This is a genomic window from Massilia sp. GER05, from assembly GCF_052056005.1.
Lineage (GTDB): Bacteria > Pseudomonadota > Gammaproteobacteria > Burkholderiales > Burkholderiaceae_D > Telluria > Telluria orientalis.
On sequence record NZ_CP178858.1, the window covers coordinates 1,956,108 to 1,976,045 of the forward strand.

17 protein-coding genes and 1 pseudogene are annotated in these 19,938 nt (G+C 63.7%); 5 read left to right on the top strand and 13 right to left on the bottom strand.

The features are described 5' to 3' along the window. Positions 1–40: 40 nt before the first annotated feature. The 7 genes from ACL58G_RS08855 to ACL58G_RS08885 all read right to left on the bottom strand — a co-directional run bounded on the left by ACL58G_RS08855 (position 41) and on the right by ACL58G_RS08885 (position 7,949). Positions 41–964, bottom strand: coding sequence for a M48 family metallopeptidase (locus ACL58G_RS08855; protein ID WP_440966371.1), 924 nt, complete (start codon positions 962–964; stop codon positions 41–43). Between the two features lie 44 nt (positions 965–1,008). After that, on the bottom strand, positions 1,009–1,791 hold the full coding sequence (locus ACL58G_RS08860; protein WP_413382286.1) for a lysophospholipid acyltransferase family protein: 783 nt from the start codon (positions 1,789–1,791) through the stop codon (positions 1,009–1,011). Continuing rightward, positions 1,788–2,345, bottom strand: coding sequence for a D-glycero-beta-D-manno-heptose 1,7-bisphosphate 7-phosphatase (gene gmhB / locus ACL58G_RS08865; protein WP_413382288.1), 558 nt, complete (start codon positions 2,343–2,345; stop codon positions 1,788–1,790). The genes ACL58G_RS08860 and gmhB overlap by 4 nt, the downstream gene beginning before the upstream one ends. Before the next feature lie 5 nt (positions 2,346–2,350). Beyond that, complete coding sequence (gene glyS / locus ACL58G_RS08870) at positions 2,351–4,447, bottom strand: glycine--tRNA ligase subunit beta (RefSeq protein ID WP_413382291.1); 2,097 nt, start codon at positions 4,445–4,447, stop codon at positions 2,351–2,353. A gap of 19 nt (positions 4,448–4,466) precedes the next feature. Beyond that, a complete protein-coding gene (gene glyQ / locus ACL58G_RS08875; RefSeq protein WP_440966374.1) occupies positions 4,467–5,378 on the bottom strand; it encodes a glycine--tRNA ligase subunit alpha in 912 nt (303 codons plus the stop codon). A 99-nt stretch (positions 5,379–5,477) separates the two neighbouring features. After that, a complete protein-coding gene (gene lnt / locus ACL58G_RS08880; RefSeq protein ID WP_413382294.1) occupies positions 5,478–7,055 on the bottom strand; it encodes an apolipoprotein N-acyltransferase in 1,578 nt (525 codons plus the stop codon). A 15-nt stretch (positions 7,056–7,070) separates the two neighbouring features. Next, positions 7,071–7,949, bottom strand: a complete 879-nt coding sequence (locus ACL58G_RS08885) for an HlyC/CorC family transporter (RefSeq protein ID WP_259450082.1) — start codon at positions 7,947–7,949, stop codon at positions 7,071–7,073. Positions 7,950–8,102: 153 nt separating this feature from the next. Between ACL58G_RS08885 and ACL58G_RS08890 the strand changes: the two genes are divergently transcribed. Both ACL58G_RS08890 and ACL58G_RS08895 read left to right on the top strand, forming a co-directional pair. Continuing rightward, complete coding sequence (locus tag ACL58G_RS08890) at positions 8,103–8,552, top strand: (2Fe-2S)-binding protein (protein WP_413382297.1); 450 nt, start codon at positions 8,103–8,105, stop codon at positions 8,550–8,552. Between the two features lie 172 nt (positions 8,553–8,724). Further along, positions 8,725–10,962 carry a molybdopterin cofactor-binding domain-containing protein gene (locus ACL58G_RS08895; RefSeq protein WP_440966377.1) on the top strand — a complete coding sequence of 746 codons (2,238 nt, stop codon included), beginning with the start codon at positions 8,725–8,727 and terminating at the stop codon, positions 10,960–10,962. A gap of 103 nt (positions 10,963–11,065) precedes the next feature. On the opposite strand, the gene ybeY is transcribed toward ACL58G_RS08895, so the two are convergent. The 3 genes from ybeY to miaB are packed head-to-tail and all read right to left on the bottom strand — an operon-like array spanning position 11,066 to position 13,969. Then, complete coding sequence (gene ybeY / locus ACL58G_RS08900) at positions 11,066–11,536, bottom strand: rRNA maturation RNase YbeY (protein ID WP_440966379.1); 471 nt, start codon at positions 11,534–11,536, stop codon at positions 11,066–11,068. After that, positions 11,517–12,611, bottom strand: a complete 1,095-nt coding sequence (locus tag ACL58G_RS08905) for a PhoH family protein (protein ID WP_440966381.1) — start codon at positions 12,609–12,611, stop codon at positions 11,517–11,519. The genes ybeY and ACL58G_RS08905 overlap by 20 nt, the downstream gene beginning before the upstream one ends. Then, positions 12,608–13,969, bottom strand: a complete 1,362-nt coding sequence (gene miaB, locus ACL58G_RS08910; protein ID WP_413337400.1) for a tRNA (N6-isopentenyl adenosine(37)-C2)-methylthiotransferase MiaB — start codon at positions 13,967–13,969, stop codon at positions 12,608–12,610. The genes ACL58G_RS08905 and miaB overlap by 4 nt, the downstream gene beginning before the upstream one ends. Before the next feature lie 687 nt (positions 13,970–14,656). Between miaB and ACL58G_RS08915 the strand changes: the two are divergent. Further along, positions 14,657–14,968: pseudogene (locus ACL58G_RS08915) on the top strand (hypothetical protein); the annotation flags it as partial. Positions 14,969–15,186: 218 nt separating this feature from the next. Here ACL58G_RS08915 and ACL58G_RS08920 read toward each other — a convergent pair. Both ACL58G_RS08920 and ACL58G_RS08925 read right to left on the bottom strand, forming a co-directional pair. Next, a complete protein-coding gene (locus ACL58G_RS08920) occupies positions 15,187–16,029 on the bottom strand; it encodes an HDOD domain-containing protein (protein ID WP_413382313.1) in 843 nt (280 codons plus the stop codon). Continuing rightward, on the bottom strand, positions 16,026–16,358 hold the full coding sequence (locus ACL58G_RS08925; RefSeq protein ID WP_413382316.1) for a hypothetical protein: 333 nt from the start codon (positions 16,356–16,358) through the stop codon (positions 16,026–16,028). Before ACL58G_RS08925 ends, ACL58G_RS08920 begins: the two co-directional genes overlap by 4 nt. Positions 16,359–16,495: 137 nt before the next feature. On the opposite strand from ACL58G_RS08925, the gene ACL58G_RS08930 reads away from it, so the two are divergent. Then, positions 16,496–17,047, top strand: a complete 552-nt coding sequence (locus ACL58G_RS08930; RefSeq protein ID WP_056130069.1) for a DUF1697 domain-containing protein — start codon at positions 16,496–16,498, stop codon at positions 17,045–17,047. Between the two features lie 79 nt (positions 17,048–17,126). Here the strand turns inward: ACL58G_RS08930 and ACL58G_RS08935 are convergent, their stop codons facing one another. After that, positions 17,127–17,399: a hypothetical protein gene (locus tag ACL58G_RS08935; RefSeq protein ID WP_413337396.1), complete on the bottom strand. Its 273-nt coding sequence runs from the start codon at positions 17,397–17,399 to the stop codon at positions 17,127–17,129. Between the two features lie 510 nt (positions 17,400–17,909). Here ACL58G_RS08935 and ACL58G_RS08940 point away from each other — a divergent pair. Further along, a complete protein-coding gene (locus ACL58G_RS08940) occupies positions 17,910–19,874 on the top strand; it encodes an AAA family ATPase (protein ID WP_413382319.1) in 1,965 nt (654 codons plus the stop codon). The last annotated feature ends 64 nt before the right edge of the window (positions 19,875–19,938 follow it).

Consider the following 19,938-nt stretch of genomic DNA (forward strand, 5'->3'; position numbering starts at 1 on the left):
GCCGTAGGGTGGGCACCCCGTGCCCACCATCGCGTCCCGATTACTCGTCCGGGAACAGCACCGGCATCTCCACCGACCGCTTCTTGAGCGCCGCCTTGGCGCCGTCATAATCCGGAAACACCTCGCCCACGACGGCCCAGAAGGCCGGGCTGTGGTTCATCTCGCGCAGGTGCGCCAGTTCGTGCACGACCACGTAGTCCAGCAGCGCGAGCGGATAGTGCACCAGCTTCCAGTTCAACCGGATGTTCCCGGCCACCGTGCACGAGCCCCAGCGCGTGCCGGCCGACGAGATCGCGAACGCGTTGTACGTCACGCCCACGCGCGGCGCGTACAGGTCGAGGCGTTCGCCGAAGATCCGCTTCGCCTCGTCCTGGAACCACAGCTTCACGCGCTCGCGGATCTGCCACGTCTCCAGTCCCGGCGTCACGCCGAGGTGGAGGGTGCGCGTATCGGCATCGTGGACGCAGTGGCTGCGCGCGGCCGGTTCCAGGCGCAGGGTGATGTCGGTGCCGAGGTAGGGCAGTTGCGCGCCGTCGACCCAATCCACGGGCGGACGTTCGGCGCGCAGCGCGCGGCGCTCGCCCCGTTCGAACAGCTTGGTGAGGATCCAGCGCTGCTTGGCGCGGATGGCGCGCTCGATGTCGTCCAGCGGCGCGCGGTTCGGCGACGTCACGAACAGGCCGTCGTCGCAGACCATGAAGCCGTGCGAGCGGCGCGCGGAGCGGCGCAGGACGTAGTGCACGGTGTGCGATCCGAGCTGGATCTTGCGCAGCGGCGGGTCGTTCGGACCGACGGGCGGGATGGGCAAGGTGCGGGTCGGCACCGGCGGTGCCTTGAACAACGGGGCCGGCGGCACGGGTCTGGCCGCCGGCGTGGGCGCGGGTGTGGGCGAGGGCTTGAGCGCCGCGACGAGTTCCTGGGCAAACAGCTCCAGCTGGTTCGCGTCGATCTTGGGGGAGGTCATGGTGGGCGGCTTCGATGATGCTTGGTTCTGCGCGCCCAATTCGTTCAAGTACCTGAATAGGCGTGGGGCGAAATGACGCGCATTTCCGATTCTATCCAATTTTCGACCTCTTGCATCAGACTGTCGGCAGTGTGGTTTTCCGGCGATATCGGCTTGCCGATCGAGACGGTGATGAGGCCCGGCCGCTTGATGAACGAGTTCTTGGGCCAGCACTCACCTGAATTATGCGCGATCGGCACGACCATCGCACGAGTTTCTATCGCGAGGCGCGTACCGCCGCTTTTGTACTGTCCTTTCTGGCCGACGGGGATGCGCGTCCCTTCGGGGAACATGATGATCGACTGGCCGTCGGCGAGGCGCGCCTTGCCGATCTTGACGACGTGGGCAAAGGCGCGCTTGCCCTTGCTGCGGTCGATCGGGATCATGCGCAGCAGCGCCATGCCCCAGCCGAAGAAGGGGATGTAGAGGATTTCCTTCTTGAAGACGTAGACGAGCGGGCGCTTCATGTTGGGCAGCATGAAGATGGTCTCCCATGCCGACTGGTGCTTCGACAGCAGGATCGCGGGTTGGTCCGGCAGGTTCTCGTAGCCTTTCACCTGGTAGCGGATGCCGCAGATGACGCGCGCGCACCAGATGATGAAGACGTTCCAGCGCGAGGTGACCCAGAAGCGCGTCTTGTACGGGAACGGCGCCGCGAGGAAGCAGACGCACGCCCACACGACGGTGGCGACGATCATGACGATCGTGAACAACAGGGAACGCAGGAACAGGGCGGCGGTACGCAAAGGCGTGGTCTCCAGGTCTGGGGTGGCGGTGGTAACGATCATGCGTTTGCAGGCGCGGACGTGGTTTTGAGGAAGGCATCGACCATGGCGGCGAGGTCGGGGAAGACCTGCGTGCCGGGCGGCAGGCCGCCCGTCTCCAGGGTCTTCTCGCCCTTGCCGGTCAGGACCAGATAGGGCACGCAGCCGCTGATGAAGCCGGCCTGCAGGTCGCGCAGCGAATCGCCGACGGTCGGCACGCCTTTCAGGCTGAGTTTGAAGCGCTTGCTGATCTCCTCGAACATCCCGTTCTTCGGCTTGCGGCAGTCGCAGTGGTCGATGGCCGCGTGCGGGCAGAAGAAGATCGCGTCGATGTCCGCGCCGACCAGCTGGGCGCTCGCGTGCATCTTCTGGTGGATCGCGTTCAGGGTCGCGATGTCGAACAGTTCGCGCGCGATGCCCGACTGGTTCGACGCGATGACGACACGGTAGCCGGCCTGGTTCAGGCGCGCGATCGCCTCGAGCGACCCCGGGATCGGGATCCACTCGGCGGGCGACTTGATGAACTCGGGGGAGTCATGGTTGATGACCCCGTCCCGGTCGAGGATGATCAGCTTCATTGCGCTTACGCCGCCAGTTTCGAGATGTCGGCCACGCGGTTCATCATGCGGTGCAGGATGGACAGCAGGGCCAGGCGGTTGTTGCGCAGGGCGACATCGTCGGCCATCACCATCACGTCGTTGAAGAACGCATCGACGTCGTCGCGCAGTTGCGCGAGCGTCTTCAGGGTGCCCGTGAAGTCGCCGCGCTCGAACGCCGCATCGACGTCAGGCTGCACGCGCAGCACGCTCGCATACAGCGTCTTCTCCGCGGCATCCTGCAGCAGGGCCGGATCGACGTTTCCTGCCTGGGCCAGCGCCTCTTCGTTCTTCTTGAGGATGTTCGAGATGCGCTTGTTGGCGGCAGCCAGCGACGCGCTTTCCGGCAGTGCGGCGAAGGCCTGCACGGCTTCCAGGCGCTGCACGACGTCGTCCACGCGGTCCGGGTTCTGCGCCAGCACGGCTTCCACCTCGTTCGGCGCGAAGCCGCGGTCGCGCAGCAGGCCGCGCAGGCGGTCCAGCATGAAGGCCGTGACTTCCGCCGTCGGGTCCTTGAACGTCGGCATGTAGTCGAACACGCCGGCGGCATCCGTCAAGAGGTCGGACAGCGCGAGCGGCAGGCGCTTCTCGACCAGCATGCGCATCACGCCCAGCGCGTGGCGGCGCAGCGCGAACGGGTCTTTCTCGCCGGTCGGCTGCAGGCCGATCGACCAGATGCCGACGAGGGTTTCCAGTTTGTCGGCCAGCGCGACGGCCAGGCCGGTGTTCGTGGTCGGCAGCGCGTCGCCCGAGAAGCGCGGCTGGTAATGCTCGGACGCGGCCAGTGCCACTTCCTCGTGCTCGCCGTCGTTGCGGGCGTAATACGTGCCCATGATGCCTTGCAGTTCGGGGAACTCGCCGACCATGTCGGTCAGCAGGTCGGCCTTCGCCAGCTGCGCGCCGCGTTCGGCCAGCAGCACGTCGTAGCCGAGGCGGCGGGCGATGGCGCCGGCCAGGCGCGTGACGCGCTGCGTGCGCTCGGCCTGCGTGCCCAGCTTGTTGTGGTAGACGACGTTCGCCAGCAGCGGCAGGCGCGATTCCAGCGACTTCTTCTTGTCCTGCTCGAAGAAGAATTTTGCATCCGACAGGCGCGGGCGCACGACGCGCTCGTTGCCGCCGATGATGGCGGACGGGTCGTCGGTCGCGAGGTTCGAGACGATCAGGAAGCGCGAGCGCAGCTTGCCGTTCGTATCCGTCAGCGCGAAGTACTTCTGGTTCGTCTGCATCGTCAGGATCAGGCATTCCTGCGGTACGGACAAGAACACGTCTTCGAACTGGCATTCGTAGACGACGGGCCATTCGACCAGCGCCGCCACTTCATCCAGCAGGGATTCCGGCATCAGCACCTGGTCGCCGCCGGCCTTGGCCAGCAGCTGGGTGCGGATCGATTCCTTGCGTTCCTCGGCATTGGCGACGACCTTGCCGAAGACCTTGAGCAGTTCGTTGTAGGCGTCCGCATGGCCGATATCGAAGGCGTGGCCGTTCGACAGGAAGCGGTGGCCGAGCGTGCTGCGGCCGGCCTTGAGGCCCAGCAGTGACAGCGGCACGATGGTCTCGCCGTGCAGCGCCAGCAGCGTGTGCACGGGGCGCACGAACTGCACGGTGGCGCCGTCCGGACGCTGGTAGCTCATCACCTTCGGGATCGGCAGCTTGGCGACCGTCTCTTCCAGCACCGGCTGCAGGCCCTCGGCCAGGCCCACGCCCGGCGCGGTGTACGTGTAGAAGAAGCTCTCGGCCTTGCCGTCCTGGGCGCGTTCGAGGTCGCTGACTTTGAGGTCGGGGAAGCCGAGGGCGGCCAGTTTCTTGGCCAGCGGCGCGGTCGGGTTGCCGTCCTTGTCGAGGGCGACGGTCACCGGCAGGATCTTCTCGCGGATGGTCTTGTCGGCCGACGTGGCGCGCACGTTGGTGATCGAGACGGCCAGGCGGCGCGGCGTGGCGTAGGTGGTGACGACGCTGTCGGCGTCCAGGAAATCACGGGCCTTCAGGCCGTTCGCGATACCGTTGGCGAAAGCGGCGCCCAGTTTCACGAGCGCCTTCGGTGGCAGCTCTTCGGTCTGCAGTTCGACGAGTAATGTCTGATTCATGGTGATGTGATTTCTGTTCTCAGGCCGCTTGTTCAACCTTGGGGAGCATCGGGAAGCCCAGCTTCTCGCGCGAGTCGTAATAGGCCTGGGCGACGAGGCGCGACAGGGTGCGCACGCGGCCGATGTAGGCGGCGCGCTCGGTGACGGAGATCGCGCCGCGCGCATCCAGCAGGTTGAAGCTGTGCGAGGCCTTCATGATCTGCTCGTACGCGGGCAGCGTGAGCGCCAGTTCGATCAGGTGCTTGGCTTCGCTCTCGTGGTTATTGAAGGCCTGGAACAGCAGGTCCGTGTTCGAGTGTTCGAAGTTATAGGTCGACTGCTCGACTTCGTTCTGGTGGAAGACGTCGCCGTACGACAGCGATTTTTTCTCGCCGTTCTCTTCCCACTCGGTCCACACGAGGTCGTAGACGTTCTCGACGCCCTGCAGATACATGGCCAGGCGCTCGATGCCGTACGTGATCTCGCCCAGCACCGGCTTGCAATCGAGGCCGCCGACCTGCTGGAAGTACGTGAACTGGGTAACTTCCATGCCGTTCAGCCAGACTTCCCAGCCGAGGCCCCAGGCGCCCAGGGTCGGGCTTTCCCAGTCGTCCTCGACGAAGCGCACGTCGTTCTTTTTCAGGTCCAGGCCCAGCGCTTCCAGGGAACCCAGGTACAGGTCCAGGATGTTTTCCGGCGCCGGCTTCAGCACGACCTGGTACTGGTAATAGTGCTGCAGGCGGTTCGGGTTCTCGCCGTAGCGGCCATCCTTCGGGCGGCGCGACGGCTGCACGTAGGCGGCGCGCCACGGTTCCGGTCCGATCGCGCGCAGGAAGGTGCCAGTGTGGAAGGTGCCCGCGCCGACTTCCATGTCGTACGGCTGGAGCAGGGCGCAACCCTGCTTGTCCCAGTAGGTTTGCAAGGTCAGAATGATTTGTTGGAATGTGAGCATCTTGTTGGCTTCGCGCGCACGGGGCGCGAACACGGTGAGTTTGCTAAAACACCAATTCTAGCGGGTTTTACGGAATGGCTTGAGGAATCGCTCGCTATTTTAGCCGGTCGTCCGCCGTTGCCGTCCGGCGAGCCAGGCGCCGGCCAGCAGCAAAGCGCCCAGCGCGAGGAACAGCAGGTTGCCGAAGCGGATGTACGGCGTGCTGCCGGCCATGCCCTGCACCGTCGCCGCCAGCGTACCCTGGCTGTAGAACGGCAGCAGCGCGGCGACGTTGCCGCGGCCGTCGATGACGGCGGTGGCGCCGTTGTTCGTGGCGCGCAGCATCGGGCGGCCCGTCTCGAGACTGCGCATGCGCGAGATCTGCAGGTGCTGCGGAATGGCGGTCGACTCGCCGTACCATGCCAGGTTCGACACGTTCAGCAGCACGGTGGCCGGCTGCGCCTGCGACCGCAGGTTCTTCGCGATTTCTTCGCCGAACACGTCTTCGTAGCAGACGTTGGGCAGCACCAGCTGGTCCTTGACGGCGAACGGCGCCTGCACGTCCGGGCCGCGCGTGAAATCGCCCAGCGGGATCTGCATCAGGTCCGTGAACCAGCGGAAGCCCGTCGGGATGAATTCGCCGAACGGCACCAGGTGGTTCTTGTCGTAGCGGTAGGACTGCCCCTGCGGGCCGATGCCCGCCACGCTGTTCGCGTACACGGTCATGCTGTCGGCCAGCGGGATCCCGAACAGGAACGCGCTGCCGGTCTTTGCCGCATAGTCGCGGAAGGTCTGCAGGTACTCGGGCGGGAGCTGGTTCGGGAACACGGGGATCGCCGTCTCCGGCGCCGCGATCAGGTCGGCCGGCGCGGCCGTCATCATGTCGCGGTAGCGCGCGAGGATCATGCCCAGGTGCTCGGCGCTGAATTTTTCGTCCTGGCGGATGTTCCCCTGCACGAGACGCACGCTGAGCGGCTTGCCGGCAGGTGCGGTCCACGCGACGTGCTTCAGGCCCCAGCCGGCCAGCAGCAGCGCGGCGAACAGGCCCATGGCGGGCAGCCGGCGGCGCTGGGTCAGCATCACGAGGCACGCCGAGCACACCGCGACCAGCACGCCGATGCCGTACACGCCGAGGATCGGCGCGAAGCCGGCGAGGGGCGCCGTCACGTGCGCATAGCCGGACGCCGCCCAGGGAAAACCGGTAAAGACCCAGCCGCGCATCCATTCGGAGACGCCCCAGCAGGCGGGGAACACGAGCAGCAGGAACGCGGGGACGGGCAGCGACCAGCGCTTGCGCAGCCACGACGACACGCCCGCCGCGAACGCGCCGAACAGGCCCATGTAAAGGCCCAGCAGGGCGATGGCGATGGCGGACAGCGGCGCGGCGAGGCCGCCGAAGCGGTTCAGCGCAATATACAGCCAGTGCATGCCGGCCACGGACCAGCCGAAGCCGAATGCCCAGCCGAGGAACACGGCCCGCTTTACGGAACTGCCCATGCCGACCTGGTAGAACAAATAGGCGAGCGACAGGAACTGGACTGGCCACCAGCCGAACGGTTCGAACGAGAACAGGCTCAGGGCGCCGGCCAGCGCCGCGACGGCGAGGCCGGTGACGCTCGGCCGCGTGCCGCGCAGCGCGGGATCGGGCGCCACGGCGGGCTTGCGGCGGCGCCGCAGGTTCAGGCTGGATTCAATCAATGCTGGGGCCCCGCGTCAATCGTGTTCGTCGTCGACGGCCGGGAGTTTTTCCACCAGCAGCACGTGGATCTGGCGCGCATCGGCGCGCAGCACTTCGAAGCGCAGGTTCTCGAGGTCGAACACCTCGCCCTTGTGCGGCATGCGGCCGAGGTGGCTGGCCACGAGGCCGCCGATGGTGTCGACGTCGTCCTCGGGCAGGTCGACGCCGATCTCTTCGTTGAACTGCTCGATCTCCGTCAGCGCCTTCACGCGCCAGCGCGAGCCGTGCTGGCCTTCCTTGATGGAGAGGATGTTGTCTTCTTCCTCGTCGAAGTCGTACTCGTCCTCGATGTCGCCGACGATCTGTTCCAGCACGTCCTCGATGGTGATCAGGCCGGCCACGCCGCTGTACTCGTCGACGACGATCGCCATGTGGTTGTGGTTCGCGCGGAAGTCGCGCAGCAGCACGTTCAGGCGTTTCGATTCCGGGATGAAGATCGCCGGGCGCAGCATGTCGCGCACGTCGAACGATTCTTCCGCGTAGTAGCGCAGCAGGTCCTTGGCGAGCAGGATGCCGACCACCTTGTCGCGCTCGCCCTCGATGGCGGGGAAGCGCGAGTGCGCCGTTTCCAGCACGATGGGCAGCCATTCCTCGATCGGCTTGGTGATGTCGATCACGTCCATCTGGGAGCGCGGGATCATGATGTCGCGCACCGACAGGTCGGACACCTGGAACACGCCCTCGATCATGGAGAGCGCGTCGGCGTCGATGAGGTTGCGTTCGTGGGCGTCGTGCAGAACTTCGAGCAGTTCGGCGCGGTTTTCGGGCTCGGGGGAAATCAGTGCGGTCAACCGTTCGAACAGCGACCGGTGGGTTTTAACGTCCGAACGGACGTCAGCAGGGTGCTCGGGCATAGTTGGCGTGAAGCCGTTGTTGCGATGGGCCATAGGATACACCAAAAGCCGGAATGCCTGATTTTTATGCAGACATCGACGTTCAAGCAGCCGTGCGCCATTGCTGTTAGGCTTCGTCCTATAGTTGCTCATTAGCTAAGGAAAGGAATCGCCATGCCCGCCTTGAACGTCAACGGCACCACCACCAACCTCGATGTCCCCGACGACATGCCCCTGCTGTGGGCCCTGCGCGACGTGATGGGGCTCACCGGCACGAAGTTCGGCTGCGGCGTCGCCCTGTGCGGCGCCTGCACCGTGCACCTGGACGGCCAGGCCATCCGCTCGTGCGTGACCCCCGTGTCGGCCGCGGCCGGCAAGAAGATCACGACCATCGAGGCGATCGGCAACGACCCGGTCGGGGCGAAGGTGCAGGATGCGTGGCGCAAGATCGACGTCGTCCAGTGCGGGTATTGCCAGTCGGGCCAGATCATGTCCGCCACCGCGCTGCTGCACGCGACGCCGAAGCCGGGCGACGCCGACATCGACAACGCCATGGCCGGCAATATCTGCCGCTGCGGCACCTATAACCGCATTCGCAAGGCGATCAAGATCGCATCGTCGTGAGGGGAGCCTCGCAAACCTACTGCGCGTTGCATTTCGGCCGGGCCGCGTAGGCCTGCGATGCTCGCTGTACCTCAGTACAGCTGCGCTTCTCGGCCCGAACTGCCGCCGCTCGCTACGGTTTTCGAGGCCCCCGAAGCGCCCGGGTATGAAAAGAGGATTTTATATGGACGAAATGACTAAAACCTCCGTCTCGAACAAACGCCGCCAGTTGCTGAAAGCGGGCGGCGTGGCCGGTGGCGGCCTGCTGTTCGGCTTCTCGCTGTTCGGCTGTACGAAACAGGGCGACGCGCCGGCCAACGACCGCAAGGAACCGCCGTCCGAGAAGGCCGTCGGCCAGGCGTCGACCGCGATGACGAACGAGCAGCCGGGCCTCGCGCACGACGCGTTCATCCGCATCGACCGCGAAGGCATCGTGACCCTCATCATCCACAAGGTCGAGATGGGGCAGGGCACGTTCACCTCGCTGCCGCAGCTGCTGGCCGAGGAACTGGGTGCCGATCTGTCGAAAGTGAAGCTGGAGCAGGCGCCCGCGAACAATTCGCTGTACGCGGACGCTCTTTTGGGCGGCCAGGTGACGGGCGGCTCGACCTCGATCCGCGCGACCTACAAACCGCTGCGCGAAGCGGGTGCCAAAGTCCGCACGGTGCTCGTGCAGGCCGCGGCGAAGAACTGGAACGTCGAGCCGGGCGACCTGAAAGTCGTGGGCGGGACGATCCGCCACGAGGCGTCGAACCGGCAGGTGCACTTCGGCGAAGTCGCGGAAGCCGCGTCGAAGCTGACGTTCCCGGCCGAGGTCAAGCTGAAGGATCCGGCCCAGTTCACGCTGGTCGGCAAGGCGATCAAGCGCCTCGATTCGCCCGCGAAGGTGAACGGTTCCGCGCAGTTCGGCATCGACGCGCGCCTGCCCAACATGGGGATCGCTGCCGTGGCGGCGTCGCCCGTCCTGGGCGGCAAGGTCGCCGCCGTCGACGAGCAGAAGGCCATGGCCGTGAAAGGCGTGCGCCAGGTGCTGCGCATCGAAGGGGCGGTGGCCGTCGTGGCCGACCACTTCTGGGCCGCGAAACAGGGCCTCCTTGCGGCGGCGCCGCGCTTCGACGACGGTCCGAACGCCAACGTCAGCACGGCCGGCATCGTCGCGGACATGATGAAGGTGTCGCAGAACACGGGCGCCATCGCCGCCGACAGGGGCGATGCCCTGAAGGCGCTGGACTCCGGGCCGGGGCGGCGCATCGACGTCATCTACGAAGTCCCGTTCCTCGCGCACGCGACGATGGAACCGATGAACTGCACGGTCGACCTGAAAACCGACGGCTGCGACATCTGGGTCGGCACGCAGGTCCCGGCGCTGGCGCAGGGCGCGGCCGCGAAGATCACGGGCCTGCCGCTCGAGAAGGTCCGCGTCCATAACCACTACATCGGCGGCGGCTTCGGGCGCCGGCTGGAAGTCGACAACGTGATCCAGGCCGTGGAATTCGCCAAGCTGGCCAAGGGGCCGCTGAAGATCGTCTGGACCCGCGAGGAAGACATCCAGCACGACATGTACCGCCCCTATTACGTCGACCGCATGTCGGCGCGCATCGACGACAAGGGCATGCCCGTGGCGTGGTTCCACCGCGTGACCGGGTCGTCGATCATGGCGCGCTTCGCCCCGCCGATGGTCAAGAACGGCGTCGACCCGGATGCGGTGGAAGCGGCGGCCGACATCCAGTATTCGATCCCGGCGATCCGCGTCGAATACGTGCGGCACGAGCCGCCGGGCCTCGCGACCGCATTCTGGCGCGGGGTCGGCCCCACGCACAACGTGTTCGTCGTCGAGAGCTTCATCGACGAGCTGGCGTACGCGAGCAAGACGGACCCCGTCGCGTTCCGCCGTGCGCTGCTGCAGAAATCGCCGCGCACGCTGGCCGTGCTGAACCTGGCGGCCGAGAAGGCCGGCTGGGGCAAACCGCTGAAACCGATCGCGGGCCGCAAGCTGGGACGGGGCGTGTCGACGCAGTTCGCGTTCGGCAGCTACATGGCGCAGGTGGCGGAAGTGTCCGTCGGGCCGGACGGCGACGTGCGCGTGCACCGCGTCGTGTGCGCGGTCGACTGCGGCCAGAACGTCAATCCCGACACCATCGTCGCGCAGATGGAGGGCGGCATCGTGTTCGGCGCCAGCGCGGCGCTGTGGGACGAGGTGACGGTCGAGAAGGGGCGGGTGCAGCAGTCGAACTTCTCCGACTACCGCGTGATGCGCATGCCGGAATCGCCGGCGGTGGAAGTCTATATCGTGAACAGCCACGACGATCCGGGCGGGATCGGCGAACCGGGGACCGCGGGGATCGCGCCGGCACTGGCGAATGCGGTGTTTGCGGCGACCGGGAAGCGGGTGAGAAAGTTGCCGATTGCGGAACAGCTCAAGAAGGCCTGAACGTTCCGCGACCTAAAACAACGTCGTCCCCGCGCAGGCGGGGATCCAAGTTTGCCGGCAGATCGTGCAGATTGGGTTCCCGCCTTCGCGGGAACGACGATGATTAGTTCTCCGCGTAAGGATCCGGATACCCCAGCGCTTCCATGATGTCGCGCTCGAGCTGTTCCATCTCCTCGGCTTCCTCGTCCGTCTCGTGGTCGAAGCCCTGCGCGTGCAGCACCCCGTGCACGACGAGGTGCGCGGCGTGTTCCTCGACCGTCTTCTTCTGCTCGTCCGCTTCGCGCTGCAGCACGTCCGTGCACAGGACGATGTCGGCCTGCGTCGGCTCGTCGTCGGCGATTTCCGCGCCCTCGTTGTACGCGAAGGTGAGCACGTTGGTGGCGTAGTCCTTGCCGCGGTATTCGCGGTTCAGGGTCTGGCCTTCCTCGGTGTCGACGAAGCGGATCGCCAGCTCGGCCGGGCCGAGGAGGGCGCCGCGCACCCAGCGCTCCACCAGTTCGGGCGTGATATCCGCTTCGAGGCGGGTGTCGGGGTACTGGACGTCCAGTTCGAGGTTATGCTTTTTTTCTTGCATGGCGGGTAGCGGCTGGTTTGGTCAAAGTGCCCGGGAGTGCGCCGAGTTCCTGCATCGACGCGGCCTTCTCGTAGGCGTCGACGATGCGGGCCACCATCGGGTGGCGCACGACGTCGGCGCTGGAGAACTGGGTAAACGCGATGCCGCGCACGTCCTTTAGCACGTGCATGGCGTCGACGAGGCCGCTGCGCTGCGTCTTGTGCAGGTCGACCTGGGTGACGTCGCCCGTGACGACGGCCTTGCTGCCGAAGCCGATGCGGGTCAGGAACATCTTCATCTGTTCGGCCGTCGTGTTCTGGGCCTCATCGAGGATCACGAACGCGTGATTCAGGGTGCGGCCGCGCATGAACGCGAGCGGCGCGATCTCGATCACCTGTTTCTCGAACAGCTTCTGCGTGCGGTCGAAGCCGAGCAGGTCGTACAGCGCGTCGTACAGCGGGCGCAGGTACGGGTCGACCTTCTGCGCGAAGTCGCCCGGGAGGAAGCCCAGGCGCTCGCCCGCTTCCACGGCCGGACGCGTCAGGATGATGCGCTTGACGGCGTCGCGTTCGAGGGCGTCGACGGCGCAGGCGACGGCGAGATAGGTCTTGCCGGTGCCGGCCGGGCCGATGCCGAAGCTGATGTCGTGTTCGAGCACGGCCTTCAGGTACTGGATCTGGTGCGGCGTGCGGCCGCGCAGGTCGTGGCGCCGCGTCTTGAGCATCGGGCTGACCAGTTCCTCGTCGTCGACCTCGTCGGCTTCCTCCGTGACGGCGGCGCCGGGTTCCTTCGGCGGCGGCGCTTCGGCCTCCGCGGACTTGGGCTTCAGCCCGGCGCGCTGTTCGACCAGCGCCAGCTGCACTTCCTCGATCGGCACGACCTTGTCGGCCACCGCGTAGAAGCGTTCGAGCAGCTCGACGGCGCGTTCGGCATTGGTCCCGCTGACGATGAATTTCTCGCCGCGCCGGAAAATGGTCACGTCGAGGGCGGCCGAGATCTGGCGCAGGTTTTCGTCGAGCGGGCCGCATAGGTGGGCGAGCCGCGTGTTATCGAGCGGCTCGGGGAAGAAGTACGAAGGCTGGGTAGGCGTTTTCAACTGGCTTTGGCAATCGTATCAATGCGGGCGACCAGGTCGCCCCGCAGGGTGTAATCCAGGCTCTCGGTGATGCGCACGTCGACCAGCTGGCCGATGAGCGCATCGCTGTCGTCGCCCGGGAAGAAGTTGACGACGCGGTTGTTCTCGGACCGCCCCTGGAGTTCTCCGCCGCCTTTTTTGGACGGGCCCTCCACCAGGATGCGCTGCACGGTGCCGACCATGCTTGCGCTGGTCTTGCGGGTGTTGGCGTCGATCTGCGCCTGCAGGCGTTGCAGGCGCGCGAGCTTGACCTCGTGCGGGGTGTCGTCCGCCAGGTTGGCGGCCGGGGTGCCGGGGCGCTTGCTGAAGATGAAGGAAAAGCTGTTGTCGAAGCCGACATCTTCGACGAGCTTCATCATCGCTTCGAAATCGGCGTCCGTCTCGCCCGGGAAGCCGACGATGAAGTCGGACGAGATCGAGATGTCGGGCCGCACCGCCTTGATGCGGCGGATGATCGATTTGTATTCCAGGCCCGTGTAGCCGCGCTTCATCGCCTGCAGGATGCGGTCGGAGCCGTGCTGCACGGGCAGGTACAGGTGGTTGACCAGCTGCGGAATCTTCGCGTACGCGTCGATCAGGCGCTGGGTGAATTCCTTCGGATGGCTGGTGACGAAGCGCAGGCGCTCGATGCCGGGGATTTCGGCCACGTATTCCAGCAGCAGCGCAAAATCGGCGATTTCGCCCGACTCCATCGCGCCGCGGTAGGCGTTCACGTTCTGCCCCAGCAGCATGATTTCCTTGACGCCCTGCGCGGCCAGGCCGGCGACTTCCGTCAGCACGTCCTCGAAGCGGCGCGAGACTTCCTCGCCGCGGGTGTACGGCACCACGCAGTAGCTGCAGTATTTGCTGCAGCCTTCCATGATCGACACGTAGGCGACCGGACCCTCGACCTTGGCCGGGGGCAGGTGGTCGAACTTTTCGATCTCCGGGAAGCTGATGTCGACCTGGGCCGCGCCCGTGTGGCGGCGCAGCTGGATCATCTGCGGCAGGCGGTGCAAGGTCTGCGGGCCGAACACCATGTCCACGTGCGGCGCGCGCTTGACGATGGCTTCGCCTTCCTGCGACGCCACGCAGCCGCCCACGCCGATGATCAGGTCGGGCTTGGCGCGCTTGAGTTCCTTCAGTCGGCCGAGGTCGGAAAACACCTTTTCCTGCGCTTTTTCGCGCACGGAGCAGGTGTTGAACAGGATCACGTCGGCATCGTCCGGCGTGTCGGTACGTACGAGCCCATCGGACGCGCCCAGCACGTCCGCCATCTTGTCCGAGTCGTACTCGTTCATTTGGCAACCGAAGGTCTTGATGAATACTTTTTTCTGCATGGAATGCTTCTAAGTGCTGATGCTTTGACAAGTGGAATGCAGTTTACCGTAAATCGGAAACACGCCGAAAAAGCGGTGCGTGGGGCCGTGCGCGTCGACATTCGGTGCTGCGCGGAATTCAAGTTTTTCCGATGGCAATATTTCTACAGTCGGTTACATTGTTAAATCTTGAATTTTTCTTTCTAGCTGTTATCTTTAAAGTTGCCGATTCGACTTGAATTAGTTTCTTCTTGTAAATCAAGGAGATCGTGTAGCTCGGCAATTGCAAAATTAGTCCAAAAAAACACTTGCGTGCGCCACAATTTGTCACCATGTGCTGAAATGACTATGTGACAAGCTTTCCACAGGTTAGCTTGATTTCGGCCAATGAATTTCGTGCTCAGGTCGAGTGTGAACCCGACATATGAGTTTGATAATTTGTCCGAAAGACAAGTGCATGTGGGAAGCGGGGAGTGCAAAAACCGCAGCGGCGACGGCAGTTCGGTCGCGGCGCCCGGACAGGGTTCCAACGCTGCATTCGTTTTTCGCTTCCCGCCAAGGGAGCGCACGCGGTCCGGAGATGCGCCGGCCGATATGTCAGGTGGATGCCTGGTCAGTCGGTCTCGCAATCCGGGAACTTATGTTGATGAAACTTAGTCATTAAACACGGTTCGTAAGAGAACTATTTTAACCATTTACGAGGTCATCATGGCACATCACGCTTTGTCATCACAGGAAAGCTACAACCCGAACCATCTGCTGGACATTCTGCTGGGCAAGATGCAGCTGAAGAACGACGCTGCGCTGTCGCGCATGCTGGAAGTCGCTCCGCCGGTGATCAGCAAGATCCGTCACCACCGCCTGCCGGTCGGCGCCTCGCTGCTGATCCGCATGCACGAAGTGACCGGCATGAGCATCCGCGACCTGCGTGACCTGATGGGCGATCGCCGCACCAAATATCGCCTGTCGGATGCCCAGGGCCGCCCGAAGCCTGAGGAAAAAGCTGCACAGCAAGCTGCTCTGCAGGCTGCGCAACAGCAACAAGCTCAGTCGCAAGCTCAGCAAGGCCAGCCAGCGCAATCGAACGACGCATCGTCTTCGACAAAGCCGTCGGGCAACTATGCGCACTGATGCCGCAGGCATGACAGCCGGTCCTGTCATGCCTTCGGACAGACCCGGCAGCGAAGCAACCCTTCGCTGCCGTCACGATCGATCATCCTGGGCTTGATCGGCCCTTTTCAAGCCATCAGGATGGTCGACATTTCGCCGAACTGCAGTTCCGTTTCGCGGAACAGGTGCAGATAGGCTTCTTCATTCAATCCCATCGCATCCCAGGCCACGCTGGATACGCGCGGCACCAGTTCCTCGTCGTCGCCGGCCAGGTCGAGTGCGTGCACGATGGCGTTGGCCACGTGCACGATCGTTGCCAGGAACCCCGCGCCGTGGATGTCGGGCGCGTGGTGGTAGGCGATCGCCTGGCGCATGGTGCTCGAGAAATTCCAGTGGTCGGCCAGCGCGACCCCCGCGTCGACGTGGTCGATACCGAGGACCGCCTGTTCGGCGTCCTGCCAGTCGCCGCCGTGCTGCGCGTGCCAGGCCACGACCTGGGCATAGGCGTCGGGATGACCGGTCACCAGGACGAGCCGGCCGATGTCATGCAGCAGACCGGCCGTGAAGGCGATGTCCTGGTTGAAACGCATCCGGCGCGCCAACGCACGGGCGCACGCGGCCGTGGCGATCGAATGGCGCCAGAACGCCTTGTCGTGGAAGCCCTCGCAGCGTCCGCTCGGGAAGCAACCCGTGATGGCGGCCGCCGTGATCAGGTTGCGCGTCGTTTGGAAGCCGAGGAACGTGATGGCTTGCTGGATCGTCGTGACCTTCACTTGCAGGCCATACGTCGAGGAATTGGCCAGGCGCAACGTTTTTGCCGTCAAGGCCTGGTCGTACGACACTTTTTTTGCCAGCACCGAGATGTCGATGTCTTCCTGCTCTATGCTGCTGAGCAATTCCATGACGACGGCGGGCAGCGACGGCAAGTCTTGCACGCCGGCGGCCAGTTGTTCGGGTGTCAGGCGGTTCATGGGTTCACCTCGCGCTGCAGGCGGTAGTCTTCCACGTAGCGCCGCAGGATCCCGGTGGCCCAGTCGCCGAGGTCGTCGCGGTCGTGCTTGCGGAAGATGTGATCGAGCCGTGCCTGGACCGCTTCCGGATCGATGGGCGGCGGTTCGGGTGTCGCCTGGAGGATCGGCAACATGTCGATGCCATGCCGTCCCAGCGACGCCAGCATGGATTCGGTCAGCACAATGCCCTGTGCCAGTAACACATTGCCTTTCCCGTCGCGCACGACGTCGGACAACACCATGCCCGGTCGGGTCTCGGCCAGCGGCGTCAGGTGGAAAGGACCGCTCATGCTTCCCTCATTTAATTTAATTTTTACAATGGATTGAATATTACCATCCGGTAAGGAGGGTGTGAGCGCCTGCGGGCCCCGGTGTTGTACGCCGGTGTCTTAATGCTTATCTAATTCGGGCGCCGTACCATGCCTGGATGACCAGAAAACGCTACATTGTTTTATTAAGAGGCGTAAATGTCGGGCGGGCGAAACGCATCGCCATGGCCGACCTGCGCAAGCTGATCGCGGATCTCGGCTACGAACACGTGCGAAGTCTCCTCAACAGTGGCAACGTCGTGTTCACCGGTCCCGCCAAGCCCCACGACACGGTCGCGGCCGAAATCGAGGAAGCGCTCGTGCTCAAGCTCGGTGTCGCATCCCGCACCGTCGTGCTCAGTTGCGATGACCTCGATGCGATCATTGCTTCCAATCCCTTGCTCGACCAGGCAACGGACCATTCCCGCCTGCTGACGTTCATTCTCGCCGGACCCCATTCGCGCGAGGCAGTCGAAACGCTGTGCGGCCAGGACTGGCGGCCGGGGGCGATGGCGCTGGGCGAGCGCGCGGCCTATGTCTGGTGCCCGGAGGGCATTCTCGACAGCCCGGTCGTGGCCGCACTGGGCAAGAAACTGGGCGATGCGACGACAACGCGCAATTGGGCGACGTTGAGCAAACTCCATACGCTGTGCCAGGAATTGCCGGCCTGAGCTGCAAACCAAGAAAAACGGCGCCTTGCGGCGCCGTCGATCAACATTTCCGCGTCATGCGGAAAAGTCTTTCTTTTCCTTATTTGAATTTCTCGCTGCTGTCACGGCTGGCCCGGTAACCGATCAGGATCAGGCCGACCAGCATCATGGCAAACACTTCCGGTTCCGGAAGTTCGGACATCGAAGGGGAAGGCGGCGCCACCACTTCGTTGTGATTTACCGTCGACAGATCGGTCACGCCCCGCATGCGCAGCACGGCGTGACTGTTGTCGAGGTCAATGGCGGCAGCCTGGACGGCGCCACCCATCAAGAGACTGAGCGTTGCGGCAAGTGCGTATCGTTTCACGGTCATTCCTTATCCATCCATCGTCTGACTGTGGGGTACGTCATCCGCATGACCGTTGGCGGCGTCATGCAGATGATCCCAGCATAGCAAAAATGCGCCATGCATTGCGTCCGTTACGTGCCGTTAAAGCACGATAAACAGATGGCAAAATTAATCATTTTTAAATAAAACAAATGCAATCAATTAATCGATTGGCTATTGATAAAACGCCAAATACGAGACAACTTATTGCGATTTATTTATTGAATGTATGGGATGGACAATGAAATCCGATGTCAATTTGATCAGCCGTGTTGCGATTCAAAATTTTTTCACCGCACGGTATACACGTCGCTTTTCTTTGCGAGTATAGTCTCGATATCCCCATTGCCTTCGGGCATCAAAACAATATCAAACGCACACGTTTGAATACCCCGCGGTCCCCGCACCGCCGCCTTTCGCGTCCACTCGGCACTCCGGAAGGCACGTAATAACACATGCCGTATCACGCACCTTCGACCTTGTAAGAGTACCGATATGCCCAATTTTGCTCGACTTCAAATTGCTTTTAAGAATGTTTATGTCCGGATTCTGACCGCCGTACTGCTCGGCGTGCTGACGGGCTGGGCAATCTACAAGGCCGATATCCCGCAAGATCCGTCGCCGGTCGTCTACTCGCAGAATATCTCCGAGATCACCCAGCTGGCCGCCCAGAAGGATCGTCTCGACTACCTGCTCGTCGCGAAGCCGCTGTCGGATTCGCCGCGCTATATCTATAAGTACAAGGATGCGCCGCAGCTGCACGTGGTGAAGGTGCCGAGCACGTCGCACCTGTCGCTGGAGCGCGAAGTCCTGCTGAAGAACGCGATCCCGTACTCCATTGCCAAGGATGAATACCTGGCGTCGCACAAGGCCGTCCTGCAGGACGAAGGCGAAGGCGTCGGCGCCGACATCCTCGACTTCCTGAAGCGTCACGCGCTCGACATCACCGTGCTGCTGGTGATCCTGTACGCCATGAAATTCGGTATCCCGGGCATGGGCATGAGCAGCCAGATGATCACGCCGGACAAGCTGAAGGGCAGCCTGGACGACCTGATCGGCATGGAAGACATCAAGCAGGAAGTGCTGCACCTGGAAGACATGATCCGCAACCGCGAGTTGTACAAAGAGCACAACATCGACAAGCCGTTCAACGTCATGCTGACGGGGCCGGCCGGTACCGGTAAAACCAAGCTGGTGGGCTACCTGGCCAAGCGCCTCGACATCCCGCTGATCCAGGCGTCCGGCTCGGCGCTGGAATCCGGCTACGTCGGCGGCGGTTCGAAGGCGCTGAACGCCCTGTACCGCAAGGCGTCGGGCAAGGGCCGCTGCATCATCTTCCTGGATGAAGCGCAAAGCCTGTTCATGCCGCGCGGCCGCAGCGAAAAGAAATGGGAAGACGACACCGCCAACACCCTGCTGGGCCTGCTGGACGGCGTCAAGAGCGACAAGGGCCAGGGCGTGATCTGGGTCGTGGCCTCGAACTTCGACGATGCGTCGACGGACATGGACGAAGCCATGCTGCGCCGCTTCTCCGTGAAGATCAATTTCCGCCTGCCGAACAAGGGCGAGCGCAAGGAACTCCTGCGCAGCTTCCTGTCGCGCAAGAAAGAAGGTCTCGTGGACTGGAACGACCTCGACCTGGACCAGGTCGCGGAAATCACCCAGAACCTGAGCCCGGCGCTGCTGGAGACCGTGGTCGAGCGCGCGTCGATGATTTCGATCCAGGAAAAGGCGATCATCAATACCGATTTGCTGTTCCGTGCCTACGAGCGTGCCACGATCGGCCTGACCGACCGCGCCACGACGGCCGAGAAGCTCAAGCAGCGCGAGCGCATCGCCGTGCACGAACTGGGCCACTTCTTCATGCAGATCGACCCGTTCCTGCGCGCCGGCATGAGCCTGAGCGAGGTCAAGGAAAAGTCGCATCTGCTGAAGATCAGCACGGAAGCGGTGTCCAAGATCGGTGCGCTGGGTTATGTGCTGCAGTCCGGTGAGGACATGTCGCTGCGCACGCTGGAAGAACTGGAGCGCGACGTGATCGGCCTGTACGGCGGCGTCGCGGCGGAGGAATTGTTCTACGGCGCACGCGGTATCTCGGTGGGTAGCCAGAACGACATCGAAAAGATCACGAAGATGCTGAGCCTGATGGTTGGCCGCCTGTCGATGTATTCGCGCGCCAAGATCGACTACAGCCAGCTGCAGAACGACGCGTCGGGTGAGCACACGCTGCGCCAGGTCGAGGAGAAATCGGACGAGCTCTATAACTACACGCTGAATTCGATCCGCGACTACGAAGAGGTGATCGTGTCGATCAAGGACACGCTGCTGGACCAGTACGTGCTGTCGAAGGATGCCGTGTTCGCCCTGCTGGAAGAGCACCAGGACGCGCTGATGGCCGGCCTGAACGCGCCGCGTCACGCCAGCCTCAAGCTGTGCGCCGAAGAGGCAGCAGTGGCCTGAAAAGTTTTGGTGGTAGGGCACCTCGAAAAACCGTCGCGAGCGGCAGCAGATTTTGTTGAGAAGC